This window comes from Rhizobium sp. WYCCWR 11128, from assembly GCF_013416305.1.
GTDB lineage: Bacteria > Pseudomonadota > Alphaproteobacteria > Rhizobiales > Rhizobiaceae > Rhizobium > Rhizobium indicum.
This window is the reverse complement of the sequence record NZ_JACCEZ010000010.1, coordinates 218,296-235,267: the sequence shown is the minus strand read 5'-3', so window position 1 is coordinate 235,267 and position 16,972 is coordinate 218,296. Positions and strand designations below refer to the sequence as shown.

Annotated in this window: 14 protein-coding genes, 1 pseudogene and 1 riboswitch; of the genes and pseudogenes, 6 read left to right on the top strand and 9 right to left on the bottom strand. The window is 62.4% G+C overall.

Translation table 11 applies throughout. From position 1 onward, the window contains the following. The 4 genes and pseudogenes from HX898_RS26470 to HX898_RS26455 form a co-directional block, all read right to left on the bottom strand. Positions 1–115: pseudogene (locus HX898_RS26470) on the bottom strand (tripartite tricarboxylate transporter TctB family protein); the annotation flags it as partial. 212 nt (positions 116–327) lie between these two features. Then, positions 328–1,311, bottom strand: coding sequence for a tripartite tricarboxylate transporter substrate-binding protein (locus HX898_RS26465; RefSeq protein WP_180196238.1), 984 nt, complete (start codon positions 1,309–1,311; stop codon positions 328–330). Between the two features lie 229 nt (positions 1,312–1,540). After that, complete coding sequence (locus HX898_RS26460; protein WP_017961950.1) at positions 1,541–2,875, bottom strand: sigma-54 dependent transcriptional regulator; 1,335 nt, start codon at positions 2,873–2,875, stop codon at positions 1,541–1,543. Further along, positions 2,872–4,668 carry a sensor histidine kinase gene (locus tag HX898_RS26455; RefSeq protein ID WP_348649486.1) on the bottom strand — a complete coding sequence of 599 codons (1,797 nt, stop codon included), beginning with the start codon at positions 4,666–4,668 and terminating at the stop codon, positions 2,872–2,874. The genes HX898_RS26460 and HX898_RS26455 overlap by 4 nt, the downstream gene beginning before the upstream one ends. Before the next feature lie 191 nt (positions 4,669–4,859). Here HX898_RS26455 and HX898_RS26450 point away from each other — a divergent pair, with 191 nt between their 5' ends. After that, positions 4,860–5,522 carry a sulfite oxidase-like oxidoreductase gene (locus tag HX898_RS26450; RefSeq protein ID WP_180196236.1) on the top strand — a complete coding sequence of 221 codons (663 nt, stop codon included), beginning with the start codon at positions 4,860–4,862 and terminating at the stop codon, positions 5,520–5,522. Here HX898_RS26450 and HX898_RS26445 read toward each other — a convergent pair. From HX898_RS26445 to HX898_RS26435, 3 genes are read right to left on the bottom strand one after another with little or no spacing between them, the layout of a single operon-like run. Then, positions 5,507–6,139, bottom strand: coding sequence for a hypothetical protein (locus HX898_RS26445; RefSeq protein WP_180196235.1), 633 nt, complete (start codon positions 6,137–6,139; stop codon positions 5,507–5,509). The two genes, HX898_RS26450 and HX898_RS26445, sit on opposite strands and share 16 nt — an antisense overlap. 50 nt (positions 6,140–6,189) lie before the next feature. Then, the gene (locus HX898_RS26440) at positions 6,190–6,936 is read right to left on the bottom strand and encodes a CbtA family protein (protein WP_180196234.1); all 747 of its coding nucleotides are present in this window, start codon (positions 6,934–6,936) and stop codon (positions 6,190–6,192) included. 26 nt (positions 6,937–6,962) lie between these two features. Further along, complete coding sequence (locus HX898_RS26435) at positions 6,963–7,172, bottom strand: CbtB domain-containing protein (RefSeq protein ID WP_003542661.1); 210 nt, start codon at positions 7,170–7,172, stop codon at positions 6,963–6,965. A gap of 51 nt (positions 7,173–7,223) precedes the next feature. Continuing rightward, positions 7,224–7,299, bottom strand: a riboswitch (cobalamin riboswitch). Between the two features lie 106 nt (positions 7,300–7,405). Between HX898_RS26435 and HX898_RS26430 the strand changes: the two genes are divergently transcribed. Both HX898_RS26430 and HX898_RS26425 read left to right on the top strand, forming a co-directional pair. Further along, on the top strand, positions 7,406–7,960 hold the full coding sequence (locus tag HX898_RS26430) for a histidine phosphatase family protein (RefSeq protein ID WP_180196233.1): 555 nt from the start codon (positions 7,406–7,408) through the stop codon (positions 7,958–7,960). 458 nt (positions 7,961–8,418) lie between these two features. After that, entirely contained in the window at positions 8,419–9,990 is a 1,572-nt protein-coding gene (locus HX898_RS26425; protein ID WP_180196232.1) for a bifunctional diguanylate cyclase/phosphodiesterase, read from the top strand. 70 nt (positions 9,991–10,060) lie between these two features. Here HX898_RS26425 and HX898_RS26420 read toward each other — a convergent pair whose 3' ends face one another. Beyond that, positions 10,061–11,662 carry an inorganic phosphate transporter gene (locus HX898_RS26420; protein ID WP_180196231.1) on the bottom strand — a complete coding sequence of 534 codons (1,602 nt, stop codon included), beginning with the start codon at positions 11,660–11,662 and terminating at the stop codon, positions 10,061–10,063. 292 nt (positions 11,663–11,954) lie between these two features. Here HX898_RS26420 and HX898_RS26415 point away from each other — a divergent pair, with 292 nt between their 5' ends. From HX898_RS26415 to HX898_RS26405, 3 genes are all read left to right on the top strand, one after another. Next, positions 11,955–13,133, top strand: a complete 1,179-nt coding sequence (locus HX898_RS26415; protein ID WP_138390890.1) for an acetate/propionate family kinase — start codon at positions 11,955–11,957, stop codon at positions 13,131–13,133. A gap of 71 nt (positions 13,134–13,204) precedes the next feature. Beyond that, positions 13,205–15,589 (top strand): phosphoketolase family protein, encoded by a 2,385-nt coding sequence (locus HX898_RS26410; RefSeq protein ID WP_180196230.1) that lies wholly within the window; start codon positions 13,205–13,207, stop codon positions 15,587–15,589. Positions 15,590–15,668: 79 nt separating this feature from the next. Beyond that, positions 15,669–15,947: a hypothetical protein gene (locus HX898_RS26405; protein ID WP_138390892.1), complete on the top strand. Its 279-nt coding sequence runs from the start codon at positions 15,669–15,671 to the stop codon at positions 15,945–15,947. A 33-nt stretch (positions 15,948–15,980) separates the two neighbouring features. Here HX898_RS26405 and HX898_RS26400 read toward each other — a convergent pair whose 3' ends face one another. After that, on the bottom strand, positions 15,981–16,871 hold the full coding sequence (locus tag HX898_RS26400; RefSeq protein ID WP_138390893.1) for a helix-turn-helix domain-containing protein: 891 nt from the start codon (positions 16,869–16,871) through the stop codon (positions 15,981–15,983). Positions 16,872–16,972 lie beyond the last annotated feature (101 nt).

The following is a 16,972-nucleotide window of genomic DNA, read 5'->3' as shown; positions in this document are numbered from 1 at the left end:
TGCGCACCGTCGTGCCGAGGTCGAGCCCCAGCGACTGGATGGCGAAGAAAGCGCCGGTCGCGACGAAAAGCGCGCCGCAAATCGCATTGGTGGTATCGAAACTGATGGATTTCATGGTGTCTCCTGGGGAGATGGTTCGTGACGCACTGCTGCTGCGATTGCCCTCATCCGCCTGCCGGCACCTTCTCCCCGCATGCGGGGAGAAGGGAAAGTGCTGCAAGCCCTTCGCCCCTTGCCGCCGTCGAGTGACGCAAGTCCCCTCTCCCCGCAAGCGGGGAGAGGGTTAGGGTGAGGGGCTTATCCGGCATGTCCTGACGAGGATAATCCTCAGTCGGCATATTCGCCAGCGGCCTCGATCACCGTTTTCCAGCGGGCAATCTCGCTTTCGAGCTTGGCCTTCAGCGCAGCCGGCGTCGCATCGGCGTCGGAGGATGGCGCCGTGCCGAGCTCGGCGAAGCGGGCGCCGACATTCGCATCCTTCAGCGCCACCTGCAGCGACTTCGACAGGCGTTCGTTGATCTCAGCCGGCGTGCCCTTCGGCGTATAGATGCCGTGCCAGATGCCGACTTCAAAACCCGGCAGACCGGCTTCGACGGCCGTCGGAATGTCCTTCATCACGTCAAGCCGTTTGGGCGAGGTCACGGCATAGGCCTTGATCGTGCCGCCCTGGATCTGCTTCGTCGTGTTGGTCGTCTGGTCGCACATGACGTCGACCTGACCGCCGAGCAGATCGGTCATGGCAGGGCCGGTGCCCTTGTAGGGAACGGTTGTGAGCGGCGTCTGGATGGCGCTCATGAACATCATGCCGCAGAGATGCGAAGCCGCACCGATGCCGGCATTGGCGACCGTCACCTTGTTTTTGTTGGCCTTGATATAATCGATCAGCCCCTTGAGGTCGGCCGGCTCCATGTCCTTGCGGGCGACAATCGTCATCGGCACCTCGGTGACGAGGCCGACATAGTCGAAGGCGCCAAGCGTGTCATAGGCGAGCTTGCGGTAGAGCGTGGCGCTCGTCGCCATGCCGATATGGTGCAGCAGGATGGTGTAACCGTCGGGATCGGCATTCGCCACGCGGCCAGCGCCGAGCGTGCCGCCGGCGCCGCCGACATTTTCGACGACGATCTGCTGGCCGAGATCCTTCGACATGGATTCGGCGACCAGGCGCGCGACGGTATCCGTCGGGCCGCCGGCCGCAAAGGGCACGACCATGGTGATGGTGCGCTCGGGATAGGTCTGCGCCGAAGCGGCGCCGGCGAGAAGAGAGACCGCGGCAGCCGCGGTCAGGCCGAGCATGGCCTTCAGAATTTTCATCGTTTCCTCCCTGATGAAATAAGCAAGCCCGCCGACACATCCTCCGCGCCGGTTCGGATAGCCTATTTGCCGCCTGGAAAAATCGACCCGCAATCATTGCATGCGCTTTCGAAAGACGATTTTATGACAGTGCGATGCAGCATGGGTCGATTTGGAAACAAACGGCTCTGGCGGTGGGTGGAAATCCACCCATCGCACCGCGAGATTGCAGCACCGCCCCAGCTCCGAGCTAGCTTTCGGTGGTCAGCATCCGCTTGTCGAGACCGTATTTCTGCATCTTTTCGTAGAGGGTCTTCCGGGAAATGCCGAGCGACTCATAGACCGGCCTGAGGCTGCCGCCATGCGCCACCAGCGCGCTGGCAATGACCCCGCGTTCGAATTCGGCGACACGCTCCGCAAGCCCGGTCGCCTCCTCGGCTTGCCGCCCGCCATTGTCAAGACCGAGGACCAGACGGTCGGCGGCATTCCTCAGCTCACGCACATTGCCTGGCCAGTCGCGCTGAGCAATGTCGGAAATCACATCTGGCGGCACGGCCATCTCGTCGCGGCCGTAGCGGGCCGCCGCTTCCCGCACCAGTTGCAGGAAAAGCAGCGGAACATCCGCCCGCCGCTGCGACAAAGACGGCACGTGCAGCGTCGCGACGTTCAGCCGATAGAAGAGGTCGGCGCGAAAGCGCCCCGCCGCCACCTCTGCCTCCAGATCGACCTTGCTTGTCGCGATGAAGCGCACGTCGAGCGCCACGACCTCGTTCGAACCGAGCCTGGAGATCACCCGCTCCTGCAGCACCCGCAGGAACTTCGCCTGCAGGTCGAAGGGCATGGAGCCGATCTCGTCGAGCAGGATCGTGCCGCCGCGCCCATGTTCGAATTTTCCGTAACGCGGCCTCACCGCGCCCGGAAAGGCCCCCACCTCATGGCCGAAAAGCTCGCTCTCGATCAGGTTCGCCGGCAATGCGGCACAATTGATCGCGATGAACGGCCGGCTCGCCCGGGCGCTGATGTCGTGGAGCGCCCGCGCCACCACCTCCTTGCCGGCACCGGTTTCTCCGACGATCAGCGTATCGGCATCGCTCGCCCCAATCGCCCGGATGCGGTAGCGCAGATCCACCATCACCTGCGTCCGCCCCGGCAGCCGCGCCTCGATATCGTCGCGCTTGCCGGCAACCGCCTTGAGCAGCCGGTTTTCGAGCACGAGGCCGCGCCGCTCCATCGCCCGGCGGATGACGCCGGCAAGCATCTCCGGCGTGAACGGCTTCTCGATGAAATCATAGGCCCCTTCGCGCATCGCCTTCACCGCAAGCTGAACGTCGCCGTGGCCGGTGACGAGAATGACTGGTACCTCCGGGTCGAGCTCGCGAATCTTTTGCATCAGCGTCATGCCGTCCATGCCCGGCATGCGGATATCGCTGACGACGACGCCGGGAAAGCTGTAGCCGATCAGCTCCAGCACGTGGTCGCCGTTCGAATAGGTCTCGACACTGAAGCCGGAGAGCTCCAGCGCCTGCGCCGTGGAGCGGCGCAGTTCCTCCTCGTCGTCAACCAACAGGATCTTCGCATCGTTCATTCCGCTGCCTCCGGCATCAGCCCTGCCGCCGATCGCAGCTCGATGCGGAACACCGCGCCCCCTTCGGGATGATTGGCAGCTGTAAGGCTGCCGCCGAAATCCTTGATGATGTTATAGGAGATCGAAAGCCCGAGGCCGAGCCCCTTGCCGACGCCCTTCGTCGTGAAGAAGGGATCGAAGATACGCTCGGCGATCGCCGCCGGCACACCCGGCCCATGGTCCCGGACAGTCAGCACCACCTTGCCGGCCTCCTCGAAGGCCGAAACCTCGATGCGCCGATCATCCAGCCCTTCCACCGCATCGGCCGCATTCGAGATCACGTTCACCAGCACCTGCTGGAGACGCACTGAACCGGCGCGCACCACCGGCGGACGCGGCCCGAGAGCGAGCAACAGCTCGGCATCCGCCGCCTTCAGCCGCCAGGCGATGATCTCGAGCGTATCGCGCATCGCCTCGTCGAGGGAAACGGGACCAAGCTTCTCGTTCGGCTTGCGGGCGAAGTTGCGCAGGTGCCGGCTGATCGCAGCCATACGGTCGATCAGCCCGCCGATACGCCGGATATTGTCCCGCGCCTCCTCCGTCCGCCCACGGTCGATGAGAACGGAGGCGCTGTCCGTATAGGTCTTGGCGGCGGCGAGCGGCTGGTTGAACTCGTGCGAAAGGGCAGCCGACATCTGTCCCAGCCCGGCAAGCTTGCCCGCCTGGATCAGATCGGCCTGCGTCTGTCGGAGCTGGTGCTCGGTCAGCCGCCGTTCGGCGATTTCTTCTTCGATGCGGCTGTTGACGCGGGCAAGATCGGCTGTGCGCTCTTCGACGCGCCGCTCCAGTTCGTTGCGGGCTTCGGCTTGCATCTGCATGCGCTCGGCAAGCCGCGCCCGCCTCTGGCGCAGGACCGCGACCGCGAGCCCGGCGATGCAGAGGAAGAGAAAGACTGCCGCAAGCGCCGTGCGTGCCTGGGCACGGATGGAACTCGTCTCCATCAGCACGTTCACCGTCCAGTCCTCGGCCGGCATGTAATGCGAGAGCACCAGATATTCGCTCGAGCCGCGCTCGCCGGCCAGCGTCATCAGCTTATGCTGCTCGAAGTGGTGACGCCTCACCGGCAGCGCCGCCAGCCTGGCATTGGCATAACGCCGCGACGCCTCGGTGCGGGCGACGCGGTCGGCCGTCAGCGGCAGGATCGCGCCGTAGAGCCATTCCGGGCTGCCGGACATGAAGATGATGCCCTCCGGATCGGAGACGAAAATCTTGTATTCGCCGCCGCCCCAGGAGGATTCGATCATGTCGATATCGACCTTGAAGACGATGACGCCACGAATATCCGCGCCGGTTCGGATCGGTGCGGCAAAATAATAGCCGCGCTTCAGCGAGGTGGTGCCGAGCGCGTAAAACCGTGCCTGCCGGCCTTCGATCGCATCCTGGAAATAGGGCCTGTAGCTGAAATTCTGTCCGACGAAGCTTGCAGGCCCATCGTAATTGCTGGCCGCGATCGTCTCTCCGTCTGGCTTGACCACATAGATATCGGAGGATTTCAGCAGCCCATTGATCTCCTTGAGATAGAGATTGGCCGCATCGCGCAGCGCCGCATCTTCAGGCGCACTCACCAGTTCCTTGATGTCGTCATGATCGGCGATTAGCGCCGGCAGCGCCTCGTAGCGGTTGAGATGGCCGCTGAGTGCCGAAACGGCAAGGCGCAGTGCCGTCCCCGCCTGCGCCGAGGCTTCCTCCATATAGGCGCGCGTCGCAATCGCGCTCCCATAGGTGAAGAAGGCGAAGATGATCAGCGGCACCACCAGCAACGCCGCTATCGCACGATATTTCGAAGACAGAACCGGCTCCTCCCCTTTTCTGCCTCCACTCCCCAGCGAGGCATACCCAACGGACCGAGTTTAGAGGGGTGGTTAGGGATTTCCAAGGGGCCGCCGAAACTTGACACTCGGCAGGAGCGGATGTCCTATTGCTGCACCGCAAGGAGGCCCCGCCCATGAGCGACGACCAGACGCCCGCCGACAGCAAACTCACCACATCCAAGCGCCGCTGGGCGGCAGAGGGCAAGTTCCTGACCGGCCGTATCGGCCGTCCCGAAGCCGAGCGCCTGCCACCCGGCCAGCACCTTGTCAAGAACTGGCCTGTACTCGATCTCGGCCAGCAGCCTGTCGTCTCGACCGAGACCTGGCGGCTCGAGGTGCGCGGCCTCGTCGAAACGACGCGCACCCTCACCTGGGCCGATTTCCAGGCGATCGAACAGAGCACGGGGGTGAGCGATATCCACTGCGTCACCACCTGGTCGCGCTACGACAACAAATGGAAGGGCGTTTCGACGCGCGATCTGCTCGACCTCGCCATGCCGAAGCCGGAAGCCGGTTACGTCATGCTGACGAGCTACGACGGCTATACGACGAACCTGCCGCTCGCCGATTTCGCCGCCGAGGACGCGATCCTCGCCACCGCCTGGGAAGGCCTGCCGCTAACGCCGGAGCATGGCGGCCCGATGCGCCTCGTCGTGCCGCATCTCTATTTCTGGAAAAGCGCCAAATGGCTGCGCCGCATCGAGCTGATGCCCGCCGACGAGGCCGGCTTCTGGGAAAAGAACGGCTACCACATCTATGGCGACCCGTGGCGCGAGCAGCGCTATTCCGACGATTGAGCTTTCGGCCGCGAGAAACGGCGAAGCGCAAACACGCCAAGGCCGAACAAAGAGGCAAGCCCCGTCAGCGACGCCATGCTGGCGGCATGAAACGGGATCCCGCTCCAACGTGGTTTGACGATATCGGCGGTGTTGAAGGCCTCGCCGCTGAACCGGCAGCTGATCAGCGCAAGCCCGCGCCGCACCATGTCGGCGTCGACCGCAGAAATGATTTCACCCGCAGCAGCAGCCTCCCGCGGCATCTCGCGCATCGAAAGCAAGACGGCCTTGGTCGCGGCCAGATAGGCATGGGCGCATTCGTTGAACGGGCTTGCCTCATCCGTCACGCTGCCCGGCATCCGGCCCCACAGACAGTAGGAATACTGGATCTCGGCATAGTTCAGCACGCGCCGGAACGGCTCGTTCGTATCGACGGCGCGGGATGCAAGATCGATGATCCGACCGCGATAGTCAGATATGACAGCCATCTCGCCATGGGAGATTTGCGGGATATTCAGCCCGGCATGGCTGCCGCCGTCGCCGCGGCTATGGGCAAAAGCGCTTCCGGCGACCACACAAAAAAACGCGGCGGCAGAAAACGCCGTCAGCAGCAGTGGTCTGGCTCTGTCGTTTTTCATAATCGCCCGAAAAGTTCAGGGCCCCGGCAAAGCGGCGCCCTTCGATGCGTTCAGTGAAATGCCGTTGCCGGCCGGCCGCGTTGCCCGCCCTTAACGGCAAGCCGCTTTTCCGCCAGCGCCCCAAAGGCGAGGCCGAGCGTTGCCCAGAGGATCGCATGCATGCCGAGCGAGGTCGTGCGGAAGCCCCAGAGCACCATCGCCGAAAAGTTCTCCGGCACCTCGTTGATCGGCGGCAGCAGAGAGAGCACGAGGCCGATGAAGACGAGATAGGCGATTCCGGCGATGATCGCGCCGTTCCAGGAGCCGAAGCGCTCGGAGAGACGACGCGACAGCGCCACCGCAGCAATGAGTGCGGCAAGCGACACGACGATCATCAGGAAGAACAGTTCGGTCCTGACGCCGATCGTGTCGGGATTGCCGACCGCCGGAGGAGTGGCGGGATATTTGATGCTGGGAACAATCACGACCGCCACGAAGGCGGCAATGGCGATGACGGCCGAGGTGCCGCGCGCCGAAAGGCGGCTGAAGCGACCATGCACGAAGGCGAAGGCAAGCGCGAAGAGCCCGCCGACGGCGACGCTGTAGGCCATGACGCCGGTGAAAAGGCCGAGACCGGCCTGCGTGGCGCGGCTGACGATTTCAGGTTCGGCAGCTTCGCCGGCCGCTTGGGCGCTCGCCTCCTCGAAGGCGATCGCCGCATCGACCAGCGGCTCGCCGAAAGTATAGGCAAAAGCGAAAACGAGGATACCAGCAATCAGGCCCGCGAGCATGCCGCGAAGCAGAAGGTTTCCAACCATGTCAGGAACTCCGATCGCGAAGCGCTTTAGTGGCAGGGAAAGCCGAGGAGATGGCGACCGTCATGCACGAATTCGTGTACATACATGCCGTTGAACAGCGCCATCGCGCCTTCCTCGGTGCCGACGAAATAGAGGACGATGAGCATCAGCAGGCCGCCGAAGATCGCCCAGGGCAGGATCTCTCCTACAGGGATCGGCGCCGGTACTGCTACGGGCGCGAAAGTGGTGTCAGACATGTATTCCTCCGGGAATGACGCGTTCAGTCGAAAGAGTGCTTGTGCAGTAGGGTCTGACTTCCAGCGCGAAGAGCTTTCGACACGCTGGTCACAGTGGCGCGACCGCGCCGGACTTACACCGGCTTCCAAACCCGCAACAGCACGGTTATATCTGCACGCCGAAGAGACTGTCAACGAAACTTCACAAGCCGGCGAAGGACGCTGTCGCCGCATTCCGGGAGACAAGAACGGCTGTGAACACGCGCCTCACCTGGATCTGCCATGGCGCGACCGCAGCAAGCCGCAAGGCCCTGTTCCCGCTCGACGAACCGCTGGAGGACAAGGCAGTGGAGGAGGCCGGCAGGATGATCGCTCTGCCCCGCGCCGACCGTATTGCTACGAGCCCCGCCTTGCGCGCCCGTCAGACTGCTGACGCGCTCCGCCTCGAAGCCCAAATAGATCAGGCGCTTTGCGACTGCGACCATGGCCGTTGGGCCGGCAGGTCGATCGCGGCGATCGGGACCGAAGAGCCGGAGAACCTCATGGGCTGGATGAGCGATCCGGAAGCGGCCCCGCATGGCGGCGAGAGTCTTCTTGATCTGCGCAAGCGCATCGCCGGCTGGATGGATGGCCAGACCGTCCTCGGCGGCCACGTCATTGCAATCAGCCATGCGGCCGTCATCCGGGCATCGATCGTGCATGTGCTGCAGGCGCCGCTCTCCTCCTTCTGGTTGAGCGACGTCGAGCCGCTTTCCGTCATCCGCATGACCAGCAACGGACAGCGCTGGTCTCTGCGCTTCCAGCATTAGAGACTGCTGATCTTATCCAGCTTTGCACAAGCAAATCGCGTCATCTCTGTTGAACCCGGCTTTGCGGGGACTACTTCCTTGTCCCAAGGAGATGGAAGAATGACATATGATTGGAGTGGCGAGCGCACGCGACGCCTGCGTTTCATGCGTGTCGCCACAGTCACGGTTCTGGTCGGTCTCATCGTCAGCGTTCCGCTGCTGATCGTCACCGCCTGAAGCACGAGAAAGGGCGAGCGATGCAATTGGCACGCTCGCCTTCGTCTTTTCTCGCATCAGCCGGTTCCGGAACCACGAAGGGGCTCGCGCTGACAACGACGCCCTGGTTCCCCACAAGCCCTGTCGGGTCTCTCTGCGGCACAGCAACAGGCTGCCGCCTCCGATAATTCGCCTTCTGGTTTCAACAAACATTTCAGACTTTCGTGATATTTCCGCGAAGGGTGGGAGATGGAGAAGGCATAGTGCCGGTGTTTTTCCAAAGCAGGGCCGGAAGGCAATGCGTGTCGATCGTGGTGTCTGGAGTGACCCTCTGGCTCCTCGGCACGCTGTTGCAGCTCGACGACAGCCTGGTCGCCTTCATGACCGGTTTCGGCGAGTACGGCGCCGACAAGCTCGTTCTGGCGCTCGGCATCGCCGGCGCCATGAGCTTCATCTATTCGGTGCTGCGCATCGCCGACCTGCGTAAGGAAATGGAACTGCGCGCCGCCGCCCAGGCCAAAGCCGATTGGACCGCAACCCACGACCATCTGACCAAGCTGCCGAACCGATACGCCTTCGAGCGTAAGATCCTCTCACGGCCGATCAAGCACGACGAGGGTGAGATCGAGGAGTGGGACCGCAATGTCACCATCTTCTCCGTCGACCTCGACGGCTTCAAGAAGGTCAACGATCTGGTCGGCCACAAGGGCGGCGATGTGCTGTTGATCGAGGTTGCCAGACGCATCTGCGCGCTCGGCAATGCCGATTGCGTCTATCGCTTCGGCGGCGACGAATTCATCATCGTCGCCTTTGCCCTGACGGCGCAGCGCGAGGAGCGTTTTGCCAAGCTGCTGATCCAGGCCGTCACCCGACCGATCCATATCGATGGTTTTGCCGTCGAAGTCGGCGCCAGCGTCGGCTATGACCGCTGGGCCGAAGGAGCCGAGCCGCTCGAAGATGCCGCCCACCGTGCCGACCTCGCCATGTACGAGGCGAAATCACGCGGGCCCAACCACTACCTCGTCTTCGAACCTTCGATGCAGGACAAGGTAACGGAACGCGCCGCGCTGGAAACCAGGCTTCGCGCCGCAATCTCCAACAAGGCGATCAAGCCCTTCTATCAGCCGCTGATCGACCTGAAGACCGGCCAACTCTGCGGCTTCGAGGCCTTAGCGCGTTGGATCGGCGACGACGGCGTCACCATTCCGCCGCCGGTCTTCATCGATATTGCCGAGGAAACCGGCATGATCACCGCATTGTTCGAGGACCTTCTCACCCAGGCCTGCAGCGACGCCCTCACCTGGCCGGAGCATGTGACGTTGTCCTTCAACGTCTCGCCGGTGCAAATGGAAGACAAATTGTTGACGTCGCGCATTCTCAAGGTCCTTTCGGCAAGCCGGCTGCCGCCGCAGCGCCTGGAAGTGGAGATCACCGAAAACGCGCTGATCCAGGATCCCGCCATCGCCGCCCTCATTCTCGACGAGCCGCACGCTGCCGGCATCCAGATCGCGCTCGACGATTTCGGCACGGGCTATTCGAGCCTCGCCCAGCTCGCCCGCTATCGTTTCGACAAGATCAAGATCGACAAAAGCTTCATCGCCACCTATCGCGACGACGAGCGCCAGGAGAAGATCGTCCGCGCCATGCTCGGCCTCGGCAGGAGCCTCAACATCAAGACGACGGCCGAAGGCATCGAGGAGCACGGCCAGCTCGCCTTCCTGCTGCAGCTTGGCTGCGACATCGGCCAGGGCTATCTCTTCGGCAAGGCGATGCCCGCCGCCGAGGCGGGCATCTTCATCAGCGATCGCAATGCCAAATTGGCCTCGACGGGCTGACGGAACGCTCTACCTTTTGTTTTGACGCAATTCCCGGCAAAACCGCTTCGCGCTTTGCCGGGAATTTGCTTTAAAAAACCTGGCGCATGATCACGAACAGCACGAAGGCGATCGCGATCGAGGCCGGCAGCGTCAGCACCCAAGACATCAGCATGTTGCGCACGGTCGACCATTGCAGGCCGGAACCGTTCGCCGCCATGGTGCCGGCAACGCCTGACGACAGCACATGCGTGGTCGAGACCGGCAGGCCGAGATGGTCGGCCGAAGCGATGGTGACCATCGCCACGACTTCAGCTGCCGCGCCCTGACCATAGGTCAGATGCGTCTTGCCGATCTTTTCGCCGACGGTGACGACGATGCGCTTCCAGCCCACCATCGTGCCGAGGCCGAGCGCGATCGCGACCGCCACTTTCACCCAGAGCGGGATGAACTTCGTCGCGTTGTCGACCGCCTTGTGGTAGTTCGTCACCGCGCTGAGGTCGCCGGCATCCATCGGCAGCAGCTTCTGCTTGTCGATCAACTTCAGCGCCTCGCCGATCAGGTAGATGTCGTTGCGGACGTTGCTGACGAGATTGGTCGGCACCGCTTCGAGCGTCGGGAAGCCGGCGACTTCGGCACTTGTCTGGTGGATATATTGCTGCAGGGCCGGCGTCGTCGCATCCGTCCAGGTCTTGTTCTTGACGGCGTTGCTGACCTCGGCCTTGTAGTCCGCGACCGTCACGCCAGGCTTCACATATTTGCCGAGCGCGGTTTCCACTTGGGCCGATGCCGACTTGTAGGCTTCGAGATAGTTGACATCGGGCGTGCGGTTCAGCGCGAAAGCCGTCGGCACCAGGCCGATCAGAATGAGCATGATGAGGCCCATGCCCTTCTGGCCGTCGTTGGAGCCGTGGGCGAAGCTGACGCCGGTGCAGGTGAAGATCAGGATGGCGCGGATCCAGAGCGGCGGCGGCTGGTTGCCTTTCGGCTCTGCATAGAGCGCCTTGTTGCGCACCAGAAGTTTCATGACCAGCAGAAGAACAGCGGAAAGGCCGAAGCCGATCAGCGGCGAGATCAAAAGCGACAGGCCGATATTGGTTGCCTGCGACCAGTCGACGCCGCTGGTCGCGGTGCCTGCCGGTGCCAGGAACTGGTTGGCGAGGCCGACGCCGATGATCGAGCCGACCAGCGTGTGCGAGCTCGACGACGGCAAGCCGAGAGACCAGGTGCCGAGGTTCCAGACGATCGCGGCAATCAGCAGCGCGAAGACCATGGCAAGGCCGGAGCCGGAACCGACCTGCAGGATCAGTTCCACCGGCAGCAGCGCCAGAATGCCGAAGGCGACGGCGCCGCTTGAGGTCAGCACGCCGAGGAAGTTGAAGAAGCCGGACCAGATGACGGCGAATTCCGCCGGCATGGAACGGGTGTAGATGACGGTGGCGACGGCATTGGCCGTATCATGAAAACCGTTGACGAACTCGAAGCCGAGCGCGATGAGCAGCGCAAGGCCTAGGAGAATCCAGGGAACGGCGACTGCGGTTGTCAGGTCGCGGGCGAGTGCATAGGCGACATATCCAAGGCCACAAACCAGAACGAGCGCAAACAGCGGCAAGAACCACTTGCTGGCCGAATTCGAACTGTGGAGCGGGTGGGAAGCGTCGCTATGAACCTGGCTGGGGGCAATATCGGCCATGGCATAGTTCCTTGTTCCGTTTTGCAAATTTGCCTTTTGTTAATAATTCCGCAGCGTGAAGCTCTCATGACGCCCCACCCGGCCCGCCCCGTAAGCCACTGATGTCGGACGATATTGACGGTGAAGCGCTTGGTACCATCGCCTTCACGAAGGATGACGCGTCACAATCCCAGCCGCACAAGATGACTGGCTGCGCAGTGACAAAATCGCGCCCCGAGCGAATAAATCCTTCCCGCCTGGGACTCCGACGCTAAGTTCGGTCATCTCACACCCGCGCGGAGTCTTAGACGACATGTCATCGACCGACCTGCTGCTGACCTTCAACACCGGTTCTTCGACCGTTAAGATCGGCATCTTCGCGATAGATGGCGCCGAGGCACGACGCATCGGCAAGGGCGTGATCGATTTCCGCGCCGAACCGCTGTCGCTCGGCCTGACGAAAGGGCTGCAGATAGTCGAGATGCCGTTGAAGGCCGAGGTGACGGAAGACCTGCACGGCGTCATCGATGAGACCTTCGCGCGTCTCGCCGATCACTTCGACATGACAGCGACGCGTGCTGCCGGCCACCGTGTCGTCCATGGCGGCGACCGCTTCACCAGGCCGATCGCCCTCGACGCCGCCGCAATCGATGCCGTCGATGCGCTGACCCCGCTTGCGCCCCTGCACCAGCCGCAGGCGCTGCGTTTCATCCGCGCCCTCCGGCATCTGAAACCGCATCTTGCCCAGACGGCCTCCTTCGACACGGCTTTTCACGCCACGCAGGACGATCTCGTTCGCCGCTTCGCCATTCCCCGCGCGCTGCATGACGAGGGCATCAAGCGCTACGGCTTCCACGGCCTGTCCTATAAATTCATCGCCGGAGAGCTTCGCCGCAAGGCGCCGCGCACGGCAAAGGTGGTTGTCGCCCATCTCGGCAGCGGCGCCAGCCTCTGTGCGCTGGATGACGGCATCAGCCGCGATTGCAGCATGGGCTTTTCGACGCTCGACGGCATCCCGATGGCGACGCGCCCGGGCTGGCTCGATCCCGGCATCATCCTGCATCTGGCCCGTCAGAGGAAACAATCCTTCGAGGAGATCGAGGACTTGCTCTATCACCGTTGCGGCCTGCTCGGCGTCTCCGGAATCAGCGCCGATACGCGCGACCTGCTGAAGGACGGACGGCCGGAGGCGCGCCAGGCGATCGACCTCTTCACCCTGCGCGTTGCCGGCGAAATCGGCCGCATGGCGGCGACGCTTGGTGGCCTTGACGCCATCGTCTTCACCGCCGGCATCGGCGAGCATCAGCCGGAGATCCGCGCAGGCGTGGCTAAACGGCTATGCTGGCTTGGCTTTGCAATCGACGAAAAGGTCAATGCTGCCAATGACTTTACGATCAGCACCAGGGAAAGCCGCATCGCCGCCCATGTCATCGCCACCGATGAGGAGCAGATCATCGCCGAGGAGGCGCTGTCCGTTCTTGGCAGTGGCTGATCCAGATCAACAGCTTGCCGGCAGCAGCCGGTAGAATTGACGTTGAAGACGTTTTCGAACGGGAGAAACCCATGGAAAAGCATGTCTCGACCGCCGCCCTTAACGATGCCGAACTCACCCTGATCGACCGCTATTGGCGCGCCGCCAATTATCTCTCCATCGGCCAGATCTATCTGCTGGCCAATCCGCTGCTGCGCGAGCCGCTGAAACCAGAGCACATCAAACCCCGCCTGCTCGGCCATTGGGGCACGACACCCGGCCTCAACTTCATCTATGCGCATCTGAACCGTCTCATCCGCGCTCGCGACCTCGATATCATCTACATGTGCGGCCCCGGCCATGGCGGGCCGGGCATGGTCGCCAACACCTATCTCGAAGGCATCTACAGCGAGATCTATCCCGATATCTCCGAGGATGCCGAAGGCATGCGCAAGCTTTTCCGACAATTCTCTTTCCCCGGCGGCATTCCGAGCCACGCGGCACCCGAAACGCCGGGCTCGATCCACGAGGGCGGCGAACTCGGCTATGCCCTCGTCCATGCCTATGGCGCCGCCTTCGACAATCCCGATCTGATCGTTGCCTGCGTCATCGGCGACGGCGAAGCCGAAACCGGGCCACTGGCTGCGAGCTGGCATTCCAACAAGTTTCTGAACCCTGCCCGCGATGGCGCCGTGCTGCCGATCCTGCATCTGAACGGCTACAAGATCGCCAATCCGACCATTCTTGGCCGCGCCAGTCATGAGGATTTGCAGAGCCTCTTCGAAGGCTACGGCTACGAACCTTTCTTCGTCGAGGGCCACGAGCCGCGCGACATGCACCAGCAGATGGCCGCGACCTTCGACAGGGTCTTCGACCGCATTCGCGAAATCCAGGAGGAAGCCCGCAATGGCAAGGCGCCCGATATCTGCCCCCGCTGGCCGATGATCGTGCTACGCAGCCCGAAGGGCTGGACAGGACCGAAGGAAGTCGACGGCAAGAAGGTCGAAGGCTTCTGGCGCGCCCATCAGGTGCCGGTCTCCAATTGCCGCGAGAATGACGGCCATCGCAAGATCCTCGAGGACTGGATGCGGGGCTACGATCCGGAGGACCTGTTCAGTGCCGACGGCCGGCTGAAACCCGAGCTGCGGGCGCTAGCCCCTGTCGGCGAGCGCCGCATGGGCGCCAATCCGCATGCCAATGGCGGTTTGCTGCGCATGGAACTCGATGTTCCCGATATTCGCGACTATGCGGTCGATATCGGCAAGCGCGGCAGCGCCATGGTGCAATCGACGGAAATCCTCGGCCATTATCTGCGCGACACGATGAAGCGCAACGCGAAGGCTGCCAACTTCCGTATCTTCGGCCCTGACGAGACAGAATCGAACCGTCTCGGCAGCGTCTTCGAAGTCACCGACCGTGTCTGGATGGAGGGTATCGAACCCTACGACGTCCACTTGTCTCGGGATGGACGTGTCATGGAGGTGCTGAGCGAACATCTCTGCCAGGGCTGGCTGGAAGGCTACCTGCTGACTGGCCGCCACGGCCTGTTCTCCTGCTACGAGGCCTTCATCCACATCATCGATTCCATGTTCAACCAGCACGCCAAATGGCTGAAGGTGACGCGGGAACTCGAGTGGAGAAAGCCGATCTCGTCGCTGAATTACCTGCTGACCTCTCACGTCTGGCGTCAGGACCACAATGGCTTCAGCCATCAGGATCCCGGCTTCGTCGATCTCGTCGCCAATAAGAAGGCCGATATCGTCCGCATCTACCTGCCGCCGGATGCCAACACCCTGCTCTGGGTCGGCGACCATTGCCTGCGCACCTATGACCGCATCAATGTCATCGTCGCCGGCAAGCAACCGGAGCCGCAATGGCTATCGATGGACGAGGCCGTGAAACATTGCGAGGCCGGCATCGGCATCTGGCACTGGGCGAGTAACGAGGACGACACCATCCTGCCTGATCTCGTCATGGCCTGCGCCGGCGACGTGCCGACCATGGAAACGCTTGCAGCGGTCGATCTTCTGCGTAAGGCCATTCCCGAGCTGAAGATCCGCACCGTCAACGTCGTCGATCTCCTGGCACTGCAATCCAGGGATCAGCATCCGCACGGCCTGACCGACCAGGCCTTCGACGCGATCTTCACCGCCGACAAGCCTGTCATTTTCGCCTATCACGGCTATCCCTATCTCATTCACCGCCTGACCTATAAACGCACCAACCACCGCAACATCCACGTCCGCGGCTTCATTGAGGAAGGCACGACGACCACACCCTTCGACATGACCGTCCTCAACGAACTCGACCGTTTCCACCTCGCCATCGAAGCGATCGAGCGTGTACCCGGCCTGAAGGAAAAAGCAGGCAAAGCGCTCGCCGCCTTCCGCGGCAAGCTTGCCGAGCATCACGACTATGTCCGTGAATATGGCGAGGACATCCCGGAGGTCCGAAACTGGACGTGGCCGGCGGCGTGAGACGAAAACCAAACGGAATCGCACGGAACTGGTCGGCGGAGATCATCCGGTAGAAGCGATCGTCAAGCAAAGTCTAAAGTTGGTGAAAACCATCGGCGCGCTGTTCCTGGAAGGCCGCATCGTAGGCTATGTGTCTCAAGCAAGCTTCAAGGCCGTCGACCGAGGAAACGACATGAAAAGTTTCGCTGCCACGCTTACCGCCGCCCGGCTGGAAAAGGCGCTCGCCTTCTACATGACGCCCGAAGCCCAGCGCGATGGCTCAGACGATGCCGTCAAATCAGCTGAGCAACGAGACGCATACGAGACCCGCGCAGGCGAACGCACCCGCAACACGGAAGAGGGCGTCGAAGCCTGGTAGGGCAGTTGCGCGCCCACAACCCTTGCGGGTGGCCTATACACCTTCAAGCCGAACCTTCTCCTTCATGCGCCAGACCCGCGGCGTTTCTCCGGTGTATTTAACGAAGAAGCGCGAGAAATAGGCGGGGTCGGCAAAGCCGAGCCGAAATCCGATCTCCTGAACGCTGCCCAGCGTAAAAACCAGCTGGCGTTTCGCCTCTTCGACGAGTTTGCCGGCGATCAGTTCGTGGGGAGTGTTGCCGGTCATCGACCGGACGATGCGGGTGAGATGAGTCGGGGAAAGCCCAAGCTCTCTGGCGTAGAAGGACGCGGGCTTGTGTGATCGAAAATGTTGCTGAATGAGCTCGCTCAGCATTTCCATTCGCCGCTCGTTCTCGTTGGGCGGAAGCTCGCGCGTATTCCCTTCATGAGAAATCCTCGCCGTCAGCCGCAGTGCCAGGGCGACATAGGCGGCCAACGCCTCGTTGCGGCCGCTGCGGCGGTTTTCGAATTCGTCGCCCAGCCGCTTCAACGTCTGCATGACATAGGCTGCCTCGGCATTATCGGGATCGAGCGGCGTCAGATGCGGCGCCGCCAGCCATTCGCCGAGCTGGCTTCGATCACCGAGCGGATGGCTGAGATGGGATCTCAACAGGGTGATCACCAGGCCGTCGATATCGCGTGAAAAACGAAAGCCATGATCGAGCACGGGCGGCACGGTGATGATGGCCGGCGGACGGATGGCATGGCTCTTTTCGCCGAAGATCGCATCGCCCGAACCGCTTTCGATGTACAATATCTGAAAGAAACTCTCGTGGCGGTGCGGGCGAATCTCCCATTGATGCAAGCTGCTGCGAGAGCGAATTGTTTCGCAATGCACCCAAAAATCCGGTTCTCGCCCGGTCTTTTCGCCGTAGAGTTCATAGGTAGGGACCTGTCTGCTCATGGGGCTCCGTGGGGCTTCTCCGGCACCAATGTTCGATTAGTGCAATTTTTAGGTTGGGATGTCCATTGCTGCGGCAAGCGCGGCGCGGCAGAATCTGACAA